The organism is Spirillospora sp. NPDC048911, assembly GCF_043198015.1.
Lineage (GTDB): Bacteria > Actinomycetota > Actinomycetes > Streptosporangiales > Streptosporangiaceae > Spirillospora.
The window spans coordinates 371,653-394,133 of the sequence record NZ_JBICUD010000005.1; the positions used below are offsets into that span (position 1 = coordinate 371,653).

A 22,481-nucleotide genomic window follows, 5' to 3' on the forward strand; every position below is an offset into this window, starting at 1 on the left:
TCGCCGCGTTCACCTGCGGCCACGGAGTGGTCCGCGGCCCTACGCCGCCGCCGGTTTCTGTGTCCGTCAGGACGGTTGACACGGACCTAGCGCGCTGCCGCGGGCCCCTCGGCCAGGGCCGTCACCGCGCGCAGTACCGCGTCGGTGTCGCCGAGGGTCGGCAGGACCACCTCGGCGCCCGCGGAGCGCAACTCGGCCTCGGTGGCGCTGCCGGTGGCCACCGCGATGATCGGCGAACCCGCGATGTGGGCGGCCTGGACGTCGCGCGGGGAGTCGGCGATGAAGACGCTGGTCGACTCGGTGAAACGGGCGCCGTGCTTCTCCCCCGCGCGGGTGCGTGCCAGCTCCAGCAGGGCGGCCTTGCTGTAGACACCGTTCTCGTAGCCGCCGACCTCCAGGTCGAGGTGATCGGCGAGGCCGAGCTCGGTGACCTTCAGGACGGCGTTCGGCTGGATGGAGCCGGTCAGCACGGACTGGACGGTGCCGGGGAGCCGGGAGAGGGCGGCGAGGGCCTCGCGGGCGCCCGGCAGCACCCGCCCGTGGGCCTTGAGGTCCGCGCGCCGCGCCCCGAAGGCCTCGGCGAGCGCGGACATGAACGCGGGGAGGTGATCGTCGGTGGTGACGATGTCGTTGAACGCGAGCGTCTCGAAGATGATCTCCGACTCGGTCCGGCCGGGGGTGGGGGCCAGCCTTACCAGCGGCCGGCCGGTGGTGCGCTGGAACGCCTCGGCGTAGGCCTCCCGCGTGAGCCGCCCCACGTCCACCAGCGTGTGATCGATGTTCCACAGCACCAGGCGGTTCAGCGTTGCCATCCCGTTCCTTGCTCGACGTCGGGGGACCCGTCGCACACGGTCCGCCCGCCGGTGCGGGCGAGCTAATCGTCGGCCCTCCGCCCCGTTCCCCGCAAGCCGACCGGCCACCGTCCGTGCCCAGCCCTCGGTGGCGGCGAGGACACGCTCGCCTCCCCGGTCCGGCCACGCACGGCATGGCTGATCGCCTTACCGATCACCTGGCGGGGCCCGCCCGGCGGGGCCGTGGGCGGCGGCCGGGCGGGCGGTGTCGCCTCCGCGGGCCGTCAGCCCATGTGGGGGTAGCGGTAGTCCGTCGGGGGGACGAACGTCTCCTTGATCGACCGGGTGTTGACCCAGCGGATCAGGTTGAAGATGGAGCCCGCCTTGTCGTTGGTGCCGCTGGCCCGCGCGCCGCCGAAGGGCTGCTGGCCGACGACCGCGCCGGTGGGCTTGTCGTTGATGTAGAGGTTGCCTGCCGCGAACCGCAGCCTCCGCGCCGCCGCGGCCGTCGCGGCCCGGTCCTGCGAGATGATCGCGCCGGTGAGCGCGTACTCGGCGATGCTCTCCATCTGGCCGAGCATCGTGTCGTAGTCACGGTCCTCGTAGACGTGCACGCCGAGGATGGGACCGAAGTACTCCTTGGTGAAGAGGTCGTCGGCCGGGTCGGCGGACTCCAGCACGGTCGGGCGCACGAACCAGCCCTCGGAGTCGTCCACGTCGCCGCCCGCCAGGATCTTGATCGAGTCGAGGCCGCGGGCCCGCTCGATCGCCTCCCGGTGCTTGGCGAACGCCCGGTCGTCGATGACCGCGCCCATGAACGCCGACAGATCCTCGGCGACGTTGCCCATGGTGAGCGCCTCGACCTCGTCGCAGAACTCGTCGCGCATCCGCTCCCAGATCGACCGCGGCACGTACGCGCGCGAGGCGGCCGAGCACTTCTGGCCCTGGTACTCGAACGCGCCGCGCACCATCGCCGTCCTGAGCACCCCGATGTCGGCCGACGGGTGCGCCACGACGAAGTCCTTGCCGCCGGTCTCCCCCACCAGGCGCGGGTAGCCCTTGTAGCCGGAGATGTTCTCGCCGACGGTGCGCCAGAGATGCTGGAACGTCCCGGTGCTGCCGGTGAAGTGGATGCCGGCGAGCTCGGGGTGGGTCAGCGCCACGTTCGACACCGCCTGGCCGTCACCGGTGACCAGGTTGATCACGCCGGGCGGCAGGCCCGCCTCTTCGAGCAGCCGCATCGTGAAGTGCGCGGAGAACTGCTGGGTCGGGGACGGCTTCCAGATCACGACGTTGCCCATCAGGGCGACGCAGGTGGGCAGGTTGCCCGCGATGGCGGTGAAGTTGAACGGGGTGATCGCCAGCACGAAGCCCTCGAGCGGGCGGTACTCCATCCGGTTCCATACGCCGGGCGAGGAGACCGGCTGCTGGGTGTAGAGCTGCCGCGCGAAGTCGACGTTGTAGCGCCAGAAGTCGATCATCTCGCAGGCGGCGTCGATCTCCGCCTGCTGCGTCGACTTGGACTGGCCCATGACGGTCGCGGCGTTCAGCGTCGCCCGCCACGGCCCCGCCAGCAGGTCGGCCGCCTTGAGCAGGATCGCGGCGCGGTCGTCGAACGACATCGCGCGCCAGCCGGGGGCGGCCTCGCGCGCGGCGTCGATCGCGGCCCGGACGTCGTCGTCGGTCGCGTTCTTGAGCTGGCCGAGCACGTGCGCGCGGTTGTGGGGCTGCACCACGTCGATGGGCGCGCCGCCGCCGAGGCGCTGCTCGCCGCCGATCGTCATGGTCAGGTCGATCTGCTCGCCGCCGAGTTCCTTGATCTTGGCTTCGAGCGCGGCCCGCTCGCCGCTGCCGGGCGCGTAGCCCTTGATCGGCTCGTTCACCGGCACGGGGACGTTGGTGACGGCATCCATGTGATCGCTCCCAGAAAATCCGACATCGTTGTCGATACGCACCGCATCGTCGCATGGGACGAGGTCTTGCCGTGGCCTCGACCATCGAGATCTACCCGCTGGACGGCGGCGCACTATCAGCAGCGTAGGGGAACTTGCCCAATTCGCCTGATTCGGCGATTAGATGGTCAGATCGCCCAGCTCTTGCGTGGCGTACCACATGAGCTCGTGCCCCTCGGCGCCGTCGACCGTGAACCGGGCGTCGTCGTCGCCCGCGTCGGCGGCGGACAGTGCCCCGGCGGCCGCGCGGACGTCGGCCTCGGCGTCGGGATCGTCCACGTGCCCGGAAGCGATCTTCTGCCAGGGAACGGCCGCGGTGACCCGGACCAGCGCCCGGGAGTCGTCGGCGAGGGAGGCGTCGCCGCGGGCCCATTCGACCTGCTGGTCGGGCACCTCGGCGGCCAGCACCACCCGGCGCGCCGGCAGGCCGGGAGCGTCGGCGAGCAGCCGCAGCGAGGCGCGGGCCGCGGCGGTCATCGCCGCGTACTCCAGCTCCTCCAGGTCGCCCCCGGCGTACCACTCGCGGAGGCCGGGCGTCACCGCGTAGGCGGCGAGCGGCGCGGGACCGGCCTCGCGGGCCTCCAGGAGGCGGGCGAGTCCGGCGAGGGTGGACGGCAGGTAGACGCGCATGACGATCAGCCAGTCTGCCAGACCCGGGACGCCCGGGGTCAGACCGACAGGCCCAGGCCGCGGAGGGCGGCGATGGTCTCCGCCGGAGCGGTGTGCAGGATCCCGCGCATGCCCAGGTTCTCGGCGGCGGTGACGTTGGATTCGATGTCGTCGATGAAGACGCAGTCGGCGGGCGTCAGGCGCAGGAGGTCGACGGCGTACTGGAAGATCGCCTCGTCCGGCTTGCGCAGCCCCACCTCGCAGGAGATGACGACCGCGTCGAACAGGTCCGCGAAGAGGTCGCGCGGGTAGTCGTTGCCCCAGGAGTTGGACAGCAGGGCGGTACGGGTGCCGCCGGCGCGCAGGCCGCGCAGCGCGTCGTACATCGGCTCGACCGGGGTGAACGCGGCGAACATGCGCGCGATGAGGCCCTCCGCCACGACCGGGCCGCCGGCCACGGTGAGCAGCTCGGCCGCCAGCAGGCGCTCGAACTCGGCGGGGTCGAGGGTGCCGTCCTCCAAGCCGTGGATCGGGTTGGTCCCCTCCCCCTCGTACGCCTGCCGCACCCAGGCGCGCATCACCGTCCGGTAGTTGCCGGCGTCGATCTGGTCGGCGGCCAGCCAGGCGGCGACGGAGTCGTTGAGCGGCGAGGTCAGCACGCCGCCCCAGTCGGTGATCACAGCTTTGACGGTCACGGCCCCGATCGTAGGTGATCCCGGGGCCACTGACCGAATGGCGTTCTGGGGACTGGCCGATCGGCCCCGGCCCGATGTGATCATGCGATGGGAGGGCCGATCGCATGATCACCGGGCTGGGAACCTCGGGTCGGGAGCGTTCGGAGTCGAGAGCGTTCGGATCGCAGGGACAGTCGGAGCGGGGATCAGGGAGCGCGGAGGGGCGCCGCGGCCGGCACGCGCGCGGGGTACGCGCGCTGGCCAGGCCGGGCTATGCGGATCTCAGACGCTGTAGCGCCTCTCGTACTCCTCCGTGGGACTCCTCCAACGCGACCGTGGCGCGCGCGGCCGGGACCTCGCCCAGGAGCGAGACCAGGGCGACGCGGGTGTCGCCCCCGGCTTCGGAGAGCGCGTTCTCACAGGTGAGGGCGTCCAGACCGGTCGCCTCGGTGAGAATGCGCACCAGCCGGGCGCGGAGCTTGGCGTTGAGCGCGTTCACGCTGACCATCAGGTTGGAGTAGGTCCTGCCCAGCCTGATCATCAGGGTGGTGGAGAAGGAGTTCAGCACCAGCTTGGTGGCGGTGCCCGCCTTCATCCGGGTGGAGCCGCTGATCACCTCGGGTCCGGTGGCCAGCCCGATGTGCACGTCGACCTCGTCGCCGTACGGTGTGAGGGGATTGCAGCTGATGAGCGCCGTGTGCGCCCCGGCGGCCGTGGCGGCGCGCAGCGCGCCGACGACGTAGGGGGTGCGGCCGCTCGCGGCGATGCCGATGGCGACATCGCCGGGCTGGACCTCGGCGGCGTCCCGGGCGCCCTGCTCGTGGTCGTCCTCGACCTCCGAGACGGCTTGGGACAGCGCGCGCGGTCCGCCCGCGTGGTGTGCGACGACCCGGCCCCAGATGCCGAACGTCGGGGGAAGCTCGGCCGCGTCGAGCGCGGCGAGCCGTCCGGACGTTCCGGCGCCGAAGTAGTGCACTCTGCCGCCCGCCCGCAGCGAGTCCACCGCGAGGTCGACCAGCCGTGCCAGTTCGGGCAGCACGGCGGCGACGACCAGGTGGACGGAGGCGTCCTCGGTGTTGATCCGGCGGAGCACCTCCAGGGTGGGCAGCGTGTCGACATCGATGGTCCGTGGGTTCCGCCCCTCTGTGGGGAGTTCGCAGTCGATCACCGACGCCTCCGGTCGGGTCGCACGGTCCGCCCACGGACCGCCTCGTACGTGGCCTCGAGGGCCTTACGGGTCTGCCCGAAGGTCCGCTGCCCCACCCCGACGAAGACGCAGTCGACCACGGTCAACTGCGCCAGCCGGCTGGCGGTCGCGCCCGATCGGAACGTGGTCTCCCGTGCCGCCGTCGTCAGAATCAGATCGGCTACCTCGGCTATCGGGGACTTGGGGAAATTGGTCAGGGCTACCGTCGTCACCCCCTTGCTCTTGGCTACCTCCAGCGCGTCGATGGTCTCCACCGTCGCGCCCGTGTGCGAGATCCCGATCGCGACGTCCCCGCTGCCCAGCACCGCGGCGCTGGTCAGCATGATGTGGCCGTCCGACCAGGCGTAGCAGACTCTTCCGATGCGATGCATCTTCTGCTGGAAGTCCTTGGCGACGAAGGCGCTGGCACCGACGCCGTAGACGTCGGTCCGTTCCGCGCCCACGACCGCGTCGACGACCTGCTCGAGCACCTTGATGTCGAGCTGGGCCGCCGTCTCCTCCACGGCCCGGGCGTCGGCGAAGGTCACCTTCTCCACGATCTGTTCGAGAGAGTCGTCAGGACTGATGTCGCTGCCGATGACCCGGCCGCCGGAGGCGCTCTGTGCCCTCCCCGCCTCCGTCGCCAGGGTCAACCGCAGCTCTGGGTATCCATGAAACCCGATCGCCCGGCAGAACCTGATGACCGTGGTCTCTGAGGTGCCACAGGTTTGGGCGAGTTCGGTGATGGTGGAATTGGCGACCCCTTCGGGATCGTCGATGACGCGTTGCGCGACGCGCCGCTCTGCTGGGGGAAGCGAAGGAAGCAGTGAACGCACCCGCACCACGGTGCTCAGCGGCGTCGTCTCCTTGACGGCCGCGTCGACCCTGGGTGCCCCGGTCTCCCCTATGCCCCCTGGCTCTGAGCCGGTGGGTTTCCTCATGATGGAAATTTTCTTACTTGTCGGATGTCACGTCAACGGTAGAAAAGGCTACGGTCGCCATGTGTTGACCCAATTGGCCGGTCCTTACGTGATCGGCATAGACGCGGGTGGCACGAAGACCCGCTGTGTCGTACTAACGCTCGGGGGAGCTCTGGCCGGTTGCGGAACCGGTCCCGGAGCCAACCCCAACTCCGGCGGCGATACCGCGGGTGCGCTCACCACCGCTCTCCGGACGGCGCTCGGTGACCTGGACCGTACCCACATCCTCGCCGGCGTCTTCGGGATCGCCGGGGCCGGCTCGGCCGGCCGGCCCGCCGCCGTCAGCGCGGCGCGGCGGGCCTGGCAGGCCGTCGGGCTGCGCGGCTCGCCCGCCGTCGTCACCGACATCGCGGTGGCCTTCGCCGCGGGCACCAGCGCGCCGAAGGGCATCGTGGTGTTCTCCGGTACCGGTGCCGGCGCCGCGGTGATCAGCGACGGCGCGATCGTGCAGCGCGCCGACGGCTACGGCTGGCTGGTCGGCGACGAGGGCTCGGCCGTGTGGCTGGGCCGGGAGGCGGTCCGGGCCGCTCTGGCGGCCTACGACGGACGGGGGTCACCGACCCTGCTCACCGAGTCGGTGCCGCACGCGCTGCTCGGCGCGGCCGTCGTCACGGAGATCAACTCCAGCCTTCCGCGGCCCCGGCACGACCGGCCGCTCGCGCTGGCAGGCGCACCCGCTCTCGCCCAGAGATCCGCACCCGACCCGCGGCCCGCGGCCAGGAGCACTCCGGCGACCGTCCCCAGACCCGCCCCGCCCGGGGCGGTGACGGCGACGTTCTATCCGGAGCCCGATCCCCCGCCGCCCGCCCGGGCGACGCCGAATCCCCAGCTCGCCCAAGCGATCATCAAGGAGGTGTACGGCCGCCCGCCCGCGGCACTGGGCCGGCTCGGCCCCGTCGTCGCGGCCGCCGCGGCCGCGGGTGATCCCGTGGCCCGGCGGATCACCGAGGAGGCGGCCCAGTGGCTGCTGCGGGACGTCGACGCGGTGCGGCCCGCGCTGACCGACCCGTACGCCCCGGTCGTGATGCACGGTTCCGTGCTCCGCGACGGACCGGTCGCCGAGGCCGTCCGGAACGGGTTGCGCGACCGGTTCGCCGCCGACCCGCGCCGGGCCGGCGACGGCGCCGTGGGCGCCGCCGAACTGGCCCTGCGCCGCCTCGGGCACGCTCTGCCGTAACTCCGCGACCCGGCCGGCGCGATGTGTCCAAGATCACGTAAATCGCGAGTCGGTTGCGCGTAACGGCTCCGCCGTGATTAAGCTGTGATCAACGGTGGAGCGATCTCCACCGGGCGGATGCGCCTTCGCGGATCCGGCCCCGGTGGTACCACTGGCCACAAACGTGGCATGTACCGATTTTGGCTGCGTTACTCCGCAGCGTCACCAGGCCCGCCCTCTTCCGCGACCCGTTTCGCGGTGGGTCCCAGCGTGTCCTCCGCCATGCCGTGAGGATCCTCGACGCACCCAGGCACCCCGGTGACGGCCAATTCCGTACACCCACGTCGAATGAGGCTGCATGCGTCGCCGAACGCCGTCCCGCCACCGCCTGACGTCCCCTAGTGATCGGCAGGCGCCCTCCCGCGATCTCCTGACGCCTTCCCGCGATCCTCTGACGTCCGCACGCGACCCCCTGACGGCTTCCCGCCACCGTCTGAAGCCCCGGCGGCTTCGCCGGGGCCTGCGCCGCGTCCTGCGCGGTCCGGCCGCGTTCTGGAACAAACGGCCGATGATGTTCCGGGGGAAGCGCGGCCTTCTCTCCACGTTCCTCGTGTTCTGCCTCCTGGCGACCGTGACGTTCGTCGTCACGTACGTGCGGACGCCGCTGCCGACCGAGCCGCAGGACGGGGTGACGGACGAGGGCTCGGCGGTCTACTACGCCGACGGCCGCACCCCCGCGTTCCGGCTGGGGGCCAACCGGGAAGTGGTCCGTTTCGACCAGATCCCGGAGCACGTGCGCTGGGCGGTCATCGCGGCCGAGGACCGCGGCTTCTACGAAGGCCACGGCATCTCGCCGATGGGAATGGCCCGGGCCCTGGTCAAGGGCGCGTCCGGGGGCGAGACCCAGGGCGGATCCACGATCACCCAGCAACTGGCCCGCAACTACTACAAGGGGCTCAGCCAGGAACGGAGCTTCGACCGCAAGTTCAAGGAGATCTTCGTCTCGCTCAAACTGGACGAGCACCGGAGCAAGAAGGAGATCCTGACGCTCTACCTCAACACCGTCTTCTTCGGCCGCCAGACCTCCGGGATCCAGGCCGCGGCGCGGGCGTACTTCGACAAGGACGTCTGGGAGCTGACGGTGGCCGAGGGGGCGCTGCTCGCCGCCATGATCCAGCGTCCCGTGTACTTCCACACCCAGGGCGACGACGCGCCGGCCCGCGCCCTGCGGGCCAGGTGGCGGTACGTGATCGACGGCCTGGTCACGCTGGGCAAGCTGAGCCGGGCCCAGGCCGACCGGGAACGGTTCCCGCAGACCAGGGACGAGTGGCGCGGCGTGGGCGTCTCGGGGCAGACGGTGCTCGTCCGGCAACGCATCCAGGAGGAGCTGCGGCAGCTCAACATCCCCATGGAGAGCGTCGTGAACGGGAAGCTGAAGATTTACACGGGCCTCGACCAGACCTGGATGCGCTACGCGGAGCAGGCGATGAAGGAGGCCAAGGAACCGCGGTGGCCCCGGAACGTCCGTGCCGGGCTGATCGCGGTGGATCCGCAGGACGGCGCCGTGAAGGCGTTCTACGGCGGCGATCTGAAGCGCAGCCAGTACGACAGCGTCTTCAACCCCGTGGCGCAGGCCGGCTCCACGTTCAAGCCCTACGTGCTGGCGGCGGCGCTCAAGCGCGGCTACAACGTCCGGTCGATCGTGAGCGGCAAGTCCCCGCTGAAGTTCGCGCCGGACGGCCAGCTGACCCCGATGACCGCGCCGGGCTACCTCGTGTCGAACGACGAGAAGATCGGCTCGCTCGGCGACGTCGACCTGGTGAAGGCGACCGCGCTCTCGGTGAACACCGGCTACGTCAAGCTGGCCTTCGAGACGGGGGTGGCCAACGTCATCCAGACGGCCGAGGACTTCGGGGTCCAGCGCTCCGCCCTCGCCCCGTTCAAGGGCCAGGCCGGGGTCGCGCTGGGCACCGCCACCATCCCGGCGGCGGACCAGGCCGCGGGGTACGCGGCGTTCGCCAACGGCGGCCGGGTGGTCAAGCCGCACCTCATCACGAAGATCGTCGATGCCTGGGGCCGGGAGGTCCCGCTGCCATGGCGACGGCAGGAAAGTCGCGTGCTCACCACCGAGCAGGCCGCCCAGGTGACCTACGCGCTCCGGGAGACCGTCCGGACGGGGACCGGCCGCCGCGCGGCCATGCCCCAGTTCGAGGTCGCGGGAAAGACGGGCACCACGGACAAGAACCGTGCGGCGTGGTTCGTCGGCTACGTCCCGCAACTGTCGACCGCCGTCATGATGACCGACACCTCGGGCAAGCCGCTGAAAGGACTGGCCGGGCAGCGCGGCACGGTCTCCGGGGAGACGACCCCCGCGAACGTCTGGCGCTCGTTCATGAGCAAGGTGGCCCGGAAGATGACGTACGAGCCGTTCACCGAGCCCCTCTTCACCGGCCAGGCCATGGACTGGACGGGCAAGACCACCGAGCCCCCCGGATCCTCGGCCGCGCCGACGGCGCCGCCTGCCGACGCCAGGCTCAAGCAGTTCTGCGACCTGCCCGCCAACCGCAAGACGCCGGCCTGCCTGAAAGCACGGCTCGGCGGTGTGCCCGAGCCACGGGTCGGCAGCCCGCGGCCGCGAGCCGGCAGCACGCCGACACCGTGAGTCGACAGCTCGCCCGGGACCGGCTACCGTCGCTGGGTCAGATCACAAGACCGTAACAGTGACCACGTCGGGGAGCCTGGTCCGGTGCGTGCTCCACGTTCATCCGCGTTCGCGATGGCCGCGGCGGCCATCGCCGTGCCGCTCGCCGCGGGGTGCGGCGGCGACCCCGCCAAGCCGGGCTCGCCGGACGGCGGGCGGCGGACGGGCGGCACGTCCGGCGCCCCGGCGCCCGCCAGCCCGAAGGCCTCCTGGATCCCCGCCTTCGTCGCCGGCATGAGCCCGGCCGAGAAGGTCGGGCAGCTCTTCGTGCCGACGTTCGCCGGCCAGGGCGCGGCACAGTCGATGATCAAGCGGTACAAGGTCGGCGGGCTCATCTACTTCCCCGGCAACATGCGCACCCCGGCGCAGACGGCGGCGCAGTCCAACGCGCTGCAGCGATCGTCCAAGGTCCCGCTGCTGCTGGGCGTGGACGAGGAGCAGGGCATCGTCTCGCGTACCCCGTTCATCACCTCGTTCCCCGGCAACATGGCGCTCGGCGCCACCCGCCGGCCCGAAGACGCCCGCGCGGCCGCCCGGGTCACCGGAACCGAGCTGCGCGCGGTCGGCATCAACCAGAACTACGCGCCGGTGGCCGACGTCAACGTCAACCCGGCCAATCCGGTGATCGGCGTCCGGTCGTTCGGCTCGGATCCGGCGCTGGTGTCGCGGATGCTGCAAGCCGCCATCGAGGGCTACCAGGCAGCGGGCGTCGCGGCCACCGCCAAGCACTTCCCGGGGCACGGCGACACCGACACCGACAGCCACACCGGCCTGCCGGTGATCAACCACTCGCGCGCGGAGTGGGAGAGGCTGGACGCGCCCCCGTTCAAGGCCGCGATCGCGAGCGACGTCGACGCCATCATGTCCGCGCACATCGTGGTGCCGAAGCTCGACGGCTCCGGCGACCCGTCCACGTTGTCGCGCAAGGTGCTGACCGGCCTACTCCGCGACACCCTCGGCTTCAAGGGCGTCATCGTCACCGACTCCCTGCAGATGGAGGGCGCGCGCAAGAAGTACGGCGACTCGGCGACCCCCGTGCGGGCGATCAACGCCGGTGCCGACCAGCTCCTCATGCCGCCGAGCCTGCCGCGTGCCTACGACGCGGTGTTGAAGGCCGTCCAGAGCGGCAAGATCTCCAAGCAGCGCCTGGACGACGCGGTGTCGCGCATCCTGCGGCTCAAGGAGCAGCGCGGCCTGTTCCGCGGCACCCGCGTCGACCCCGCCCGCGCGAGCCGGATCATCGGCTCCAAAGACAACCGCGCCACGGTCCGGCAGGTCGCCGAGCACGCCGTCACGCTCGTCCGCAACGAGGGCGTCCTGCCGCTCAAGCAGGGGCGCGTCTACGTCTCCGGCCCCCGCAGCGACGTGCTCGCCGCCGCCCTGCGCCGCGAAGGCGTCCGCACCGTCGGCTCGGCCGGCGCCGCCGACGCCACCGTCCTCACCACGCTCAACGCGGGCGCGAGCACCACCGCCACCAGAGTCCGCACGCTCACGTCCCAACCGGTGATCGTCGCCGCCCTCGGCCGCCCCTACGACCTCGACAAGGCCGGCGGGGCCAAGGCGGCCCTGGCCACCTACTCCTCCGGCACACCCGCCCTCACGGCCCTCGCCAAGGCACTCGCAGGCAAGATCAAGCCCACCGGCAAACTCCCGGTCCCAGCCGCCGGCAAACCCCCAGGCACAGGCCTCACCTACTGAGCCCAACCGATAACTTGGCGTGGAGAAGGGAGGTGCCACCCATGTCCTTGCCGAGCTGGGCCACAGATCCTCAGTCCTTGCTGCTCACAGAGGATCAGTACGAGAAACTTCCCGACCACGTACGCAGGTCGATCGAGGTCATCGACAATCACGTGGTCTTCTTACACTCGGGATCACCCGAGCATTCGCGGGTGGCGCGCCGGCTGGCCGACATCATCGAACGCTCGCGCCCCGTCGACCGGTGTGTCGAGGTGAGCACCGATGTGGACATGCACTTCCGCCAGCGGCGTCGCGACGTCGAAGGGAACTGGCTCTCATTCCGCCGGCCGGACGTCACGGTGCACCGCTGTCTGGAGCGCGGAAGCAAGCTCACCAGCCGGGACGCGCTCGCCGTCATCGAGATCGTCTCCCCTGGCAGCGAGCACACCGACACCGTTCAGAAGGTGGCCGAATACGCCCGCGAGCAGATTCCGGTCTATCTCGTCGTGACTCTCGACGAGAAGCTCTATGTGAAGGTCGTCCGCGAGTACAGGCTCGACTGGTCCGGGCTGGCCTACCAGCTCGTCGCCGCCCATGAGGACGAGCTTGAGCTCAATGTGCCCTTCCCTGTTTCCGCCGTCTTCGGCGAGCTCGACCGCAGGTGAACGGCAGCGCCCGCGGCGTCCTTGACGCGGCGGCGCCGGCCAGGTGACAGCGGTGGGGTGGTCAGAGGCCTAGGTCTGTGAGGGCTGGGAGGTGGGTTCGGGCTGCTTCTCTGGCGTCCTGGGCCGTGCGGGCGGAGCGGGCGGCTTCGGCCGCTTGGCGGCATTCGGCCAGAGTGTGGCGGGCCAGGGCGGCGCGTACCAGGGGCAGCGACGGGGCGCTCATGGAGAGGGACGTGACACCCAGGCCCGTGAGGACGCAGGCCAGGGCTGGGTCTCCCCCGGCTTCGCCGCAGACGCCGCAGCTCTTGCCGGCGTCGGCGGCGGCATCGGCTGTGATCGCTATGAGGTCGAGCACGGCGGGCTGCCAGGGGTCTTGCAGGTGCGAGAGGCCCCCGATCTGGCGGTCGGCGGCGCAGGCGTACTGCGTGAGGTCGTTGGTGCCGAGGCTGAAGAACTCCACCTCGGACGCCAGGTCACGGGCGCGCAGCGCGGCTGCGGGCACCTCGATCATGATGCCGGGGTAGTCGATGCCGGCGGCGCGGCAGGCCTGGGCGAAGTAGGCGGCCTCCTCCGCGTCGGTCACCATCGGCGCCATGACCTCCAGCTTGGCCGGCTGGCCCGCGGCAGCGCGGGCGAGGGCGCCGAGCTGGGCTGACTGGACGTCGGGGTGGCGGCGCATCATTCGCAGGCCGCGTTCACCGAGGGCCGGGTTGGGCTCCTCGCCGGGGGGCGGCAGGAACGCCAGGGGCTTGTCGGCACCGGCGTCGAGCGTGCGCACGACCACGCGGCCGGAGGGGAACGCTTCGAGAACCTTGCGGTACGCCTCTTCCTGCTCGTCGTCGGCCGGCGGCGTCGAACGGTCGAGGAAGAGGAACTCGGTCCGGTAGAGGCCCACGCCCTCGGCGCCGTTGGCCAGCGCGGCCTCGAGGTCTTTGGGGCCGCCGATGTTGGCCAGCAGCGGGACCTTGTGGCCGTCCTTCGTGGCGCCCGGGCCGGTGGACTCGCCGAGCGCCGCCGCCCTGGCCGCCGCGGCGGCCAGGGCCGCCGTCACCTCGGTCTCGGTCGGATCGACCTGGACGGTGCCCGCGGCGCCGTCGACGAGGACGTGGGTTCCGTCGGCGAGGCCGGTGGCGCCGGGCAGGGCGACCACCGCGGGCACGCCCATCGTGCGGGCGATGATCGCCGTGTGGCTGGTCGGACCGCCCTCCTCGGTGACGAACGCGACCACCAGCCGGGGGTCGAGCACGGCGGTGTCGGCGGGCGCCAGATCCCGGGCGACGAGGACGAACGGCTCGTCCGACTCCGGTACGCCCGGCATCGGCAGGTCGAGCAGGCGCGCGACCGTCCGGTCCCGGATGTCGTCGAGGTCGGTCACCCGCGCGGCCAGGTACTCGCCGGCCCCGGCCAGCATCTCCCGGTAGACGCCGAACGCCTCGAAGACGGCGCGGGCGCCTCCGACGCCCTCGGCGACCTTGGCCTTGACGCCGTCGGCGAGGCCGGGGTCTCGGGCCATCAGGGCCTGGGCGTCGAGCACGTCCTGACCCTCCTTGTTGCCGGCGCCGGCGGCGCGGACGCCGCGCGCCTCCAGGTCATCGGCCACGGCGGCGAGCGCGCCGAGCGCCCGCTCGGTCTCCGCCGCCGCGTCCCCCGCATGGCGCGAATCTCGATCGGGCTCGGGCACGGCGCCCGCGACGGCGCGTACCGGCCCGGCACCGACGCCCGGGCTGACCCCGGCTCCCCGCAACACGCTGGGACTCATCACGCGCGACCTCCGGCGATCGAATTCGGGTCAGGAACCCTGCTCAGTCCAGTTGTGCCTACTCAGGCCGACTCTCCGGCCTGTCGTGCGGCCGGCTCAAGGCCGTTCTCAGGCCGGTTTGTGCCAGTGCGCCGGCTCAGGCCTTCTCGGGCTCGGGCTCGGAGAGGAGCGCTTCGAGCTCGTCGAGGAGGGCGTCGGCGCCGTCGCCGTCGGCGGAGATGACGACCTCCTCGCCGTGCCGGGCGTCCAGGCCGAGCACGGACAGGATGCTCTTGGCGTTGACCGGGTCGCCGCCGCGCTTGCCCACGGTGACCTCGCCGTCGGCCTTGGCCGCGGCCTGGACGAACATCGCGGCAGGACGGGCGTGCAGGCCGACCCTGGACTCGATCTTGACGTTACGCTGCGTCACTGAACTACTCCTCATGTTCACCCCGCGCCGGGAGTCCCCAGGCACGGAGGTCGACTTCGGTCATGTCGGCCACCACCCGGTCCGCCGCGGCCAGCGCCGCGGCGGGCTGGGTGGTGGTGATCCCCACGCAAGTCATACCCGCGGCCTTCACCGCGGCCACTCCGGCGGGAGCGTCCTCGAACCCGAGCGCGTCCCGCGGTGCCACCCCGAGGGCGTCGCAGGCCGCCAGGAAACCTTCCGGGTCGGGCTTCCCGTTGGCCACGTCATCGGCCGTGACCAGCACGTCCAGCAGCTCCTTGATGCCGAGCCCGTCGAGCAGGCCCTCCGCGTACCCCCGGACGCCCGAGGTCACGACCGCGACCGGGACGGCCGCGGCGTGCAGCGCCCGGACGAGTTCGACCGCGCCCGGCACCGGCTTGACCGGCGGCATGCCCGGGCCCGTCTCGTACGAGACGACCTCGTGGAACAGGTCCTCGACCGTGCGCCCGGGAAACAGGTGCAGCAACTCGGCGAGCACCTCCCGGCCGCGCCGCCCGGCGAACGAGGCGATCAGCGCCTCGTCGTGGGCGATGCCGTTCGCGGTGAACATCCGGACCCACATCTCGCGGTTGCGCGGCTCGGTGTCGATCAGCGTTCCGTCGAGGTCGAAGACGGCGGCCTTGAGGCCGCCGCGGCCCGGCCCGGCGGAACCGGGGTCGGTCAGCTCCATGTGAAGAGCTCGGCCCCCGTGTCGACGTCACCGGACTCGACCACGTCGGACAGGGCGTCGGCGTTCGCGTCCAGCGCCACCACCGCGCAGATCGGCGAGCGCCCGCCCGCCTCGATCGCGGCGGGGTTCCAGCCGACGAGCGGCTGCCCGGCCGTCACCGCGTCGCCCTCGGCGGCCAGGAGCTCGAAGCCCTCGCCCTTGAGCTGGACGGTGTCGATGCCGAGATGCACCAGCACGCCGTGGCCCTCGCCGTCGACGACCACGAACGCGTGCGGGTGCATCTTGACGATCGTGCCCGTGACCGGGGCGATCGCCTGCCCGGGCGCGCGCTCGGGATCGACCGCGGTGCCCGGGCCCACCATGGCCTGGGCGAACACCGGGTCCGGCACGCCGGCAAGCCCGACGACGCGCCCGCTCACGGGCGACAGAACTCGCGTCATGGGAACACTCCTTTGCGAGGCGTGGTCGGGCGTCAGTCGAGGATGTCCTCGATGTCGCTGGCGATGGTGTCGGCCTCCGGGCCCACGACGACCTGGACGACGGTGCCGCTGCGCATGACGCCGAACGCGCCGGCGGCCTTGAGCGCGGCCTCGTTGACCTTGCCCGCGTCCTTGACCTCGGTGCGCAGCCGGGTGGCGCACGGCTCGATCTCGTCGATGTTGTCGGCGCCGCCCAGCGCCGCGATGATGGCTTCGGCCTTGTCCATGGTCAGTTCCTGCCTTCGGTCTGTTCGGTGGGGGTGCTGTGGGGTCTGACGATGCCGTGTGGGGTGCCGTGGGGTTCGGCCGGGTCAGTCGGTCTGGGTGACCTTGTTGAGCCCGCGCGGTACGTCGGGGTCGAGGCCGAGCCGGCGGGCCAGGTTCTCGACCAGGATCTGGCCGGGCACGATGAGGCCGAGCGGCGCGACCCACTCGGGCAGCGCGGGACCGGGCAGCGCCAGCGAGGACGCCTCGGCCAGGCCGGCGCCGCCGCCGATGCCGTACGCGCGCGCACCGGCGCTCTTGACCCGGCGGGCGAGCGCGATGGTGCCGGACAGGGTCGGGCCCTCCTCGGCGGCGACCAGCAGCGCGGGCGTCTGGTCGTCCACCACCGCGATCGGGCCGTGCAGCAGGTCGGCGTACGAGAGGCCCATGGCGTGCAGGTAGCACGCTTCCTTGATCTTGAGGGCCAGCTCCAGCGCGGTGCCGAAGGCGATGCCTCGGCCGGAAACGACGGCGCCCGGCACCTGGGCGAGCTCCTCGACGATCTCGGGCAGCGCCGGGGCCGACTCGGTGATCGCGATGAGCCGCTGCACCTCGTCCGGCACGCCGCGCAGGTCGTCCAGCTCGACGTCGGCGCCGAGCCCGAGACCGAGCACCGACAGCGCGGCCAGCTGGGTGGTGTAGGTCTTGGTGGCCGGCACGGCGAGCTCGTCGCCGGCCTGGGTGACCAGCGCGACCTCGGCGGCCTCGGCGAGCGGCGAGCCGGCGCCGTTGGTGATCGCGACGGTCCGGGCGCCGTTGCCGGCGGCCCAGTCCAGGGTTTCGACGATCTCCTCGGTCTTGCCGGACTGGCTGATCGCGACGGCGAGCACGCCGGACAGGTCGACCTCGCGCCGGTAGGTGGTCGCGATGGACGGCGCGGCCAGCGTGGCGAGCCGCCCGGCGTGCGACTCGACCAGGTACCGCCCGTAGACGGCGGCGTTGTCGGACGATCCGCGCGCGATGAACAGCACCTGGCGCGTCTCGCGCGCGAGCCGCGCGACGTCGGCCGTCCGCGGCAGCAGGGCCTCGAGAGTGCGGCGCAGCGCCTCGGGCTGCTCACCGATCTCAGCCCGCATTCGGCTGGTGGTCATGATCCCCCTCAGAAGGCTTTCTGCCCGTTGATCCAGGTCGTACGCGCCCGGAGGTCATCTCCGAGCCAGACGAGATCGGCGGCGGCGCCGGGGGCGATGCGGCCGAGGTCGGTACGTTCGATGAGGTCGGCCGGGACGCGGGTCGCGGCGTCCACGGCGGTGACGAGGTCGATACCGATGCGTACCGCGTTGGCGATCGCCTCGTCCAGGCGCAGGCCGGAACCGGCGATCGTGCCGTCGGCGCGCAGCGGCGGGCCGGACTCGGGCATCTCGATGGGTTCGCCGCCCAGCTCGTAGGTGCCGGGCGGCATCCCGGCCGAGGCGGCGGCGTCGGTGACGAGCACGACGCGTCCGGGCGCGGCCTGGAAGACCAGCTTGCAGACGGCCGGCGCGACGTGGTGGAGGTCGACGATGAGGCCGGGGTGCAGGCGATGGTCGATGAGCGCCTGCACGGCGACGCCGGGAGCGCGGTGGTCGACACCGCTCTGGGCGTTGAAGATGTGGGTGACCATGCGGGCGCCCGCGTCGGCGGCGCGTTCGGCCTGCTCGGCGGTGGCGTCGCTGTGACCGACGCTGACCAGCACGCCGCCGGCGGTCAGGGTCTCGATCGCCGTCAGCGCGCCGTCCCGTTCGGGGGCCAGCGTCACGAGCTTGACGAGGCCGGTCTCCAGCAGCGTCGCGATCGCGTCGGGCGCCGGGTCGGTGAGAAGGCCGGCGTTGTGCGCGCCCTTGCGCTTCGCGGAGAGGAACGGGCCTTCGAGGTGGACGCCGAGGACCTTGGCGCCGGGGACGGGCAGGCGGGGCAGCAGCTCCTGGGCGTGCCGCAGGGCCTTGGCCTGGACGTCGACGGGGGCGGTGATGAACGTGGGGAGGAACGAGGTCACGCCGGTCCTGGGCAGGCGGCGCACGACGGCGTGCCAGCCGTCCTCGTCCGCGTCGACCAGGTCGTGCCCGAAGAACCCGTTGACCTGAAGATCGACCAGCCCGGGGGCGAGCCAGCCGTCACGAAGGTCCAGGTCAGGAGCCGTGTCCGGACGGCCCTCACCGACCTCGGCGAGCACGCCGTTCTCGATGCGGACGAATCCCGGAGACAGTACGCGGGTAGGACCACCGTCGGCGGGGGCTGTGATCAAGTTGTTCGCGGTGATCAGAAGTGCTGCCATGCGTGCGTACTCTCCGTGATGCTTGAGCCGCTCTCTGCTGTCGTACGGCGATCTCTGCTGTCGTACGGCAACTGGTCTAGTCCGGACTAGACCAGTACGAACCATACTCCACACATCGGATAGAGCGAAGATGTCGGGCCGAACTTCATGTGATCGGGCCCACTCGGGGGAGGTCATCCGCTCATGAGTTCCACGGCAGCCGCGACCGGCGGCGGCGCGCGCGGCGAGGGACGCGGCGCCGGGCGCGGCGCGGGCGGCGGGGCGCGCGGCGCCTGGTCGGCCACGTTCGCGATACTGCAGCGCATCGGCCGGAGCCTGATGCTCCCGATCGCGGTGTTGCCCGCGGCCGGCATCCTGCTCCGCCTCGGCCAGGACGATCTGCTCGGCCAGGACGGCCTCGAATGGAACCGCGTCGCCGAGGTCTTCGCGGCCGCCGGCGGCGCCCTGCTCGACAACCTGGCGATCCTCTTCGCGGTGGGCGTCGCGATCGGCTTCGCGAGGAAGGCCGACGGCTCGACGGCGCTGTCGGCGGTCGTCGCCTACCTGGTGTTCGACCGGGTCTCCAAGGTGATGTTCGCGCACACCGGCACACTGAAGGCGAACGTCGTCCAGACGGTGATGCAGGACGGCGCGGCCAAGGAATCCATCAACCTCGGGGCCAAGAACCCGACCCAGGTGCTGGGCGGGATCGTCGTCGGCATCATGGTCGCCCTGCTCTACCAGCGCTTCTACCGGATCAAGCTGCCGACCTGGCTGGCGTTCTTCGGCGGCCGCCGGTTCGTGCCGATCATCAGCGCGGCGTGCGCGCTGCTGCTGGGCGTGCTGTTCGGGTTCCTCTGGCCGACGCTGGGCGGCTGGATCGACGACTTCGGCGACTGGATCACCGGGCTCGGGGCCGCCGGCGCCGGGGTCTACGGGATCTCCAACCGGCTGCTGCTGCCGTTCGGCCTGCACCACATCCTCAACACGCTGGTGTGGTTCACGTTCGGCTCGTACAAGGCGCCCGACGGGGTCGTCTCGCACGGTGAGATCAACCGCTATCTGGCGGGCGACCCGACGGCGGGCACCTTCCTGGCCGGATTCTTCCCGGTCCTGATGTTCGGCCTGCCCGGCGCGGCGATGGCGATCTGGCTGGCCGCGCCGAAGGCCAAGCGGAGCGCGGTCGGCGGCCTCATGGTGTCGGCGGGGCTGACGGCGTTCATCTGCGGCGTGACCGAGCCGATCGAGTTCTCGTTCATGTTCGTGGCGCCGGTGCTCTACGGCATCCACGTGGTACTGACCGGAGTCTCGATGTACGTGCTGGCGGCGATCGACGCCCAGCTCGGCTTCGCGTTCTCGGCCGGCCTGATCGACCTGCTGCTGAACGCGACGAAGAGCAACACCCGACATCTCGGGGCCATCATCGGCCTGGGCGTGGTGTATTTCTTCCTGTACTTCGCGATCTTCTACTTCGTGATCACGAGGTTCAACCTGCCCACTCCGGGCCGCGAGCGCGAGGACGCCGCGGCCGCCGACGGCACCATGGGCGGTCTGGTCGACCAGCCGTCCGGCGGCACCGGGGATTGACCACTGGTCTAGGAGCTGACCTCGGAAAGCACTGCTCGGAGGGGGTCGCGACCGGGCCGGGGCAGCGGCGCGCGAAGGTGCCCCGCCGCCCCGGCTTTTTGATCTTCCAGCGGCCTGACCTGCGGGTTTGCTGACCGTGACGTAATGCGGCCGTTATTCATCTGTGCATTGACAGACGTTAATTTTGTGTGGTCTAGTCCGGCCTAGACCAGTACTGACCTGACGTGACCAGTACTCCGACCGGACTCCCCGGCCCCGAGGATTCCCGTGACAACGATCGATCCGCACAGTCCCGTACCGAAGTACTTCCAGCTCCGCGCCATCCTGCTCGACCTGATCGAGACGGCGGAGCTGCCCGTCGACGCGCCGATCCCGTCCGAGCGGGAACTGTGCGCCGAGTACGGGCTGTCCCGGATGACCGTGCGCCAGGGCGTCGACCAGCTGGTGACCGAGGGACGCCTCTACCGGGTGCCCGGCAAGGGCACGTTCGTCGCCCGCCCCAAGATCGAGATGCCGCTCCGGCTCGTCTCGTTCACCGAGGACATGCTCAGCCGCGGCCTGCGGCCGGGGGCGATCGACCTGGCCCGGCGCACCGTCGCGGCCGACGCACGGCTGGCCCGCCTCTTCGAGGTCGAGGCCGGTACCGCCATCCACGTGATCGAACGCCTCCGGACCGCCGACGGCGAGCCGATGGCGTTGGAACGTTCACACATCCTCGCCTCCTTCGCCCCCGACCTGCTCGACCGGCGACTCGCGGACCGCTCCCTCTACGGCGTGCTCGAAGCCGTGTACGGGCTGGTCTTCGACGCCGGCGACCAGACCATCGACGCCGCGGTCGCCGACGCGACCGAGGCCAAACAACTCCACATCCCCCGAGGCAGCGCCGTGCTGCTCCTCCAGCGGCGCTCCTACGCCGGGGGCGTCTGCGCGGAACTGGGCGTGTCGACCTACCGGGCCGACCGCTACCAGATCCATACGGCCCTCGGAAACCCCCCGACGACGCGCTCCTAGCGCGCAGCCCCCCGGTAAATCGAGGAGGAACCCCTGATGAGTTCGACAACCGCCGTGGGCAGCGTGCCCGGCGGCAGCTCCAAGACGCTGGCGATTCTCCAGCGCATCGGCCGCAGCCTCATGCTGCCGATCGCCGTCATGCCCGCGGCCGGACTGCTCTTCCGGCTCGGTCAGCCTGACGTGATCGGCGAGAACGACGACGCGTGGCTCAACTTCTCCGGTGCCGACCGGGTGGCCGAGATCTTCGCCTCCGCCGGTGGAGCGATCTTCGACTGGCTGCCGCTGCTGTTCGCGGTGGGCGTGGCGGTCGGCTTCGCCAAGAAGTCCGACGGCTCGACCGCGCTGGCCGCCGTGGTGGGCTACCTGGTCTTCCACTACGTCAGCATGACGACGTTCTTCCACACCTTCGACAAGGACAGCGCGGTCTTCGCGAAGATCACCAAGCAGCTGTTCGATCCGGACAACCCGGGCAAGCCGAAGGTGGCGCTCGACCTGGCGACCTCCAACCCGACGAAGGTGCTCGGCGGCATCGTCATCGGCATCACGGCGGCGCTGCTCTACCAGCGGTACTACCGCATCAAGCTGCCGACCTGGCTGGCGTTCTTCGGCGGCCGCCGGTTCGTGCCGATCATCACCTCCGTCGTCGCGCTGTTCCTGGGCCTGATCTTCGGCTTCGTCTGGCCGGTGATCGGCGAGTGGCTCGCCAAGTTCGGTGAGTGGATGTCGGAGAACAGCACGATCGGCGCGGGCGTGTACGGCGTCATCAACCGCCTGCTGCTCCCGTTCGGCCTCCACCACATCCCCAACAACGTGGTCTGGACCCAGATCCCCGACTGCACGGTGGGCGGCAAGAACTACAGCGGCGACCTGCTCTGCTACCTGGCGGGCGCCCAGGACACCGGCTGGTCCATGACCGGCTACTTCCCCGTGCTGATGTTCGGTCTTCCGGCCGCCGCGATCGCGATGTGGCGGGCGGCTCCGAAGCACCGCCGCCCGGCCGTCGGCGGCATCATGATCTCCGCCGCCCTGACCGCGTTCGTGACCGGCATCACCGAGCCGATCGAGTTCGCGTTCGTCTTCATCGCGCCCGTGCTGTACGGGATCCACGCGATCCTGACCGGCATCTCCATGGCGGTCGCCGACGCGCTCGGCATGAAGCTGGGCTTCAGCTTCTCGGCGGGCGCGATCGACATGGTGATCAACGGGTCCAAGGACAACACCCACAAGCTGATCCCGTTGATCATCATGGGCCTGATCTACGCGGTCATCTACTACGCGCTCTTCACGTTCATGATCAAGAAGTTCAACCTCGCCACCCCGGGCCGCGAGCCCGAGGGCGAGGAGTCGGTGGCCGCCGACCCGGCCGCCGACCCCGAGCTCGCCGCCGGCGAGAAGAAGACCCGGTCCCGCCGCGAGAGCGAGGCGGCGGACACACCGGCCACGTAACCCCTCCGGGACCCCAGCCCACAGGTCCCCCAATCCGAGTCCCCTCCTGGCCCCCCCTGAGAGGACTCACCCCCGCGGGGGGGGGGGGGGGGGGGCGGGGGCCGCCCCCCCCCCCCCCCGGGGGGGGGGGGGGGGGGGCGCGCCGGCGGGCGCCGCGCGGGGGGGGGGGGGGGGGGGGGTGTTTGGGGTGGGG

General features: G+C 71.3%; 20 protein-coding genes. 7 read left to right on the forward strand and 13 right to left on the reverse strand.

All coding sequences use genetic code 11. From position 1 onward, the window contains the following. Nucleotides 1-86 precede the first annotated feature (86 nt). The 6 genes from ACGFNU_RS24610 to ACGFNU_RS24635 all read right to left on the reverse strand — a co-directional run bounded on the left by ACGFNU_RS24610 (nt 87) and on the right by ACGFNU_RS24635 (nt 6,153). Complete coding sequence (locus ACGFNU_RS24610; RefSeq protein WP_392597123.1) at nt 87-812, reverse strand: HAD family hydrolase; 726 nt, start codon at nt 810-812, stop codon at nt 87-89. Between the two features lie 263 nt (nt 813-1,075). Beyond that, nucleotides 1,076-2,704, reverse strand: coding sequence for an L-glutamate gamma-semialdehyde dehydrogenase (gene pruA, locus ACGFNU_RS24615; RefSeq protein ID WP_392597125.1), 1,629 nt, complete (start codon nt 2,702-2,704; stop codon nt 1,076-1,078). A gap of 159 nt (nt 2,705-2,863) precedes the next feature. Then, nucleotides 2,864-3,373, reverse strand: coding sequence for a DUF6912 family protein (locus ACGFNU_RS24620; protein ID WP_392597126.1), 510 nt, complete (start codon nt 3,371-3,373; stop codon nt 2,864-2,866). A 38-nt stretch (nt 3,374-3,411) separates the two neighbouring features. After that, entirely contained in the window at nt 3,412-4,047 is a 636-nt protein-coding gene (locus tag ACGFNU_RS24625; RefSeq protein WP_392597128.1) for an HAD family hydrolase, read from the reverse strand. 250 nt (nt 4,048-4,297) lie between these two features. Further along, complete coding sequence (locus tag ACGFNU_RS24630; protein ID WP_392597129.1) at nt 4,298-5,194, reverse strand: N-acetylmuramic acid 6-phosphate etherase; 897 nt, start codon at nt 5,192-5,194, stop codon at nt 4,298-4,300. Continuing rightward, nucleotides 5,191-6,153, reverse strand: a complete 963-nt coding sequence (locus tag ACGFNU_RS24635) for a MurR/RpiR family transcriptional regulator (RefSeq protein WP_392597131.1) — start codon at nt 6,151-6,153, stop codon at nt 5,191-5,193. Before ACGFNU_RS24635 ends, ACGFNU_RS24630 begins: the two co-directional genes overlap by 4 nt. A gap of 61 nt (nt 6,154-6,214) precedes the next feature. Here ACGFNU_RS24635 and ACGFNU_RS24640 point away from each other — a divergent pair, with 61 nt between their 5' ends. From ACGFNU_RS24640 to ACGFNU_RS24655, 4 genes are all read left to right on the forward strand, one after another. Next, on the forward strand, nt 6,215-7,369 hold the full coding sequence (locus tag ACGFNU_RS24640) for an N-acetylglucosamine kinase (protein WP_392597133.1): 1,155 nt from the start codon (nt 6,215-6,217) through the stop codon (nt 7,367-7,369). A gap of 547 nt (nt 7,370-7,916) precedes the next feature. Further along, nucleotides 7,917-10,010 (forward strand): transglycosylase domain-containing protein, encoded by a 2,094-nt coding sequence (locus ACGFNU_RS24645; RefSeq protein WP_392597135.1) that lies wholly within the window; start codon nt 7,917-7,919, stop codon nt 10,008-10,010. A gap of 84 nt (nt 10,011-10,094) precedes the next feature. Then, nucleotides 10,095-11,747 carry a glycoside hydrolase family 3 protein gene (locus tag ACGFNU_RS24650; protein WP_392597137.1) on the forward strand — a complete coding sequence of 551 codons (1,653 nt, stop codon included), beginning with the start codon at nt 10,095-10,097 and terminating at the stop codon, nt 11,745-11,747. Nucleotides 11,748-11,824: 77 nt separating this feature from the next. Continuing rightward, nucleotides 11,825-12,391, forward strand: a complete 567-nt coding sequence (locus tag ACGFNU_RS24655) for a Uma2 family endonuclease (RefSeq protein WP_392597138.1) — start codon at nt 11,825-11,827, stop codon at nt 12,389-12,391. 61 nt (nt 12,392-12,452) lie between these two features. On the opposite strand, the gene ptsP is transcribed toward ACGFNU_RS24655, so the two are convergent. The 7 genes from ptsP to nagA all read right to left on the reverse strand — a co-directional run bounded on the left by ptsP (nt 12,453) and on the right by nagA (nt 18,265). Continuing rightward, a complete protein-coding gene (ptsP, locus tag ACGFNU_RS24660) occupies nt 12,453-14,150 on the reverse strand; it encodes a phosphoenolpyruvate--protein phosphotransferase (protein WP_392597140.1) in 1,698 nt (565 codons plus the stop codon). 136 nt (nt 14,151-14,286) lie between these two features. Next, the gene (locus ACGFNU_RS24665; RefSeq protein WP_392597142.1) at nt 14,287-14,559 is read right to left on the reverse strand and encodes an HPr family phosphocarrier protein; all 273 of its coding nucleotides are present in this window, start codon (nt 14,557-14,559) and stop codon (nt 14,287-14,289) included. Between the two features lie 4 nt (nt 14,560-14,563). Beyond that, nucleotides 14,564-15,268 carry an HAD family hydrolase gene (locus ACGFNU_RS24670; protein WP_392597144.1) on the reverse strand — a complete coding sequence of 235 codons (705 nt, stop codon included), beginning with the start codon at nt 15,266-15,268 and terminating at the stop codon, nt 14,564-14,566. After that, entirely contained in the window at nt 15,259-15,708 is a 450-nt protein-coding gene (locus ACGFNU_RS24675; protein WP_392597145.1) for a PTS glucose transporter subunit IIA, read from the reverse strand. Before ACGFNU_RS24675 ends, ACGFNU_RS24670 begins: the two co-directional genes overlap by 10 nt. A gap of 32 nt (nt 15,709-15,740) precedes the next feature. After that, the gene (locus ACGFNU_RS24680; RefSeq protein WP_392597146.1) at nt 15,741-15,974 is read right to left on the reverse strand and encodes a glucose PTS transporter subunit EIIB; all 234 of its coding nucleotides are present in this window, start codon (nt 15,972-15,974) and stop codon (nt 15,741-15,743) included. Nucleotides 15,975-16,058: 84 nt separating this feature from the next. Beyond that, nucleotides 16,059-17,102: an SIS domain-containing protein gene (locus ACGFNU_RS24685; protein ID WP_392597148.1), complete on the reverse strand. Its 1,044-nt coding sequence runs from the start codon at nt 17,100-17,102 to the stop codon at nt 16,059-16,061. An 8-nt stretch (nt 17,103-17,110) separates the two neighbouring features. Further along, nucleotides 17,111-18,265 (reverse strand): N-acetylglucosamine-6-phosphate deacetylase, encoded by a 1,155-nt coding sequence (nagA, locus tag ACGFNU_RS24690; RefSeq protein ID WP_392597150.1) that lies wholly within the window; start codon nt 18,263-18,265, stop codon nt 17,111-17,113. A 183-nt stretch (nt 18,266-18,448) separates the two neighbouring features. On the opposite strand from nagA, the gene ACGFNU_RS24695 reads away from it, so the two are divergent. The 3 genes from ACGFNU_RS24695 (at nt 18,449) to ACGFNU_RS24705 (ending at nt 22,288) form a co-directional block, all read left to right on the forward strand. Continuing rightward, nucleotides 18,449-19,831 carry a PTS transporter subunit EIIC gene (locus ACGFNU_RS24695; RefSeq protein WP_392597152.1) on the forward strand — a complete coding sequence of 461 codons (1,383 nt, stop codon included), beginning with the start codon at nt 18,449-18,451 and terminating at the stop codon, nt 19,829-19,831. A gap of 267 nt (nt 19,832-20,098) precedes the next feature. Beyond that, complete coding sequence (locus ACGFNU_RS24700; protein ID WP_392597153.1) at nt 20,099-20,842, forward strand: GntR family transcriptional regulator; 744 nt, start codon at nt 20,099-20,101, stop codon at nt 20,840-20,842. A 36-nt stretch (nt 20,843-20,878) separates the two neighbouring features. Next, the gene (locus ACGFNU_RS24705) at nt 20,879-22,288 is read left to right on the forward strand and encodes a PTS transporter subunit EIIC (protein ID WP_392597155.1); all 1,410 of its coding nucleotides are present in this window, start codon (nt 20,879-20,881) and stop codon (nt 22,286-22,288) included. Nucleotides 22,289-22,481 lie beyond the last annotated feature (193 nt).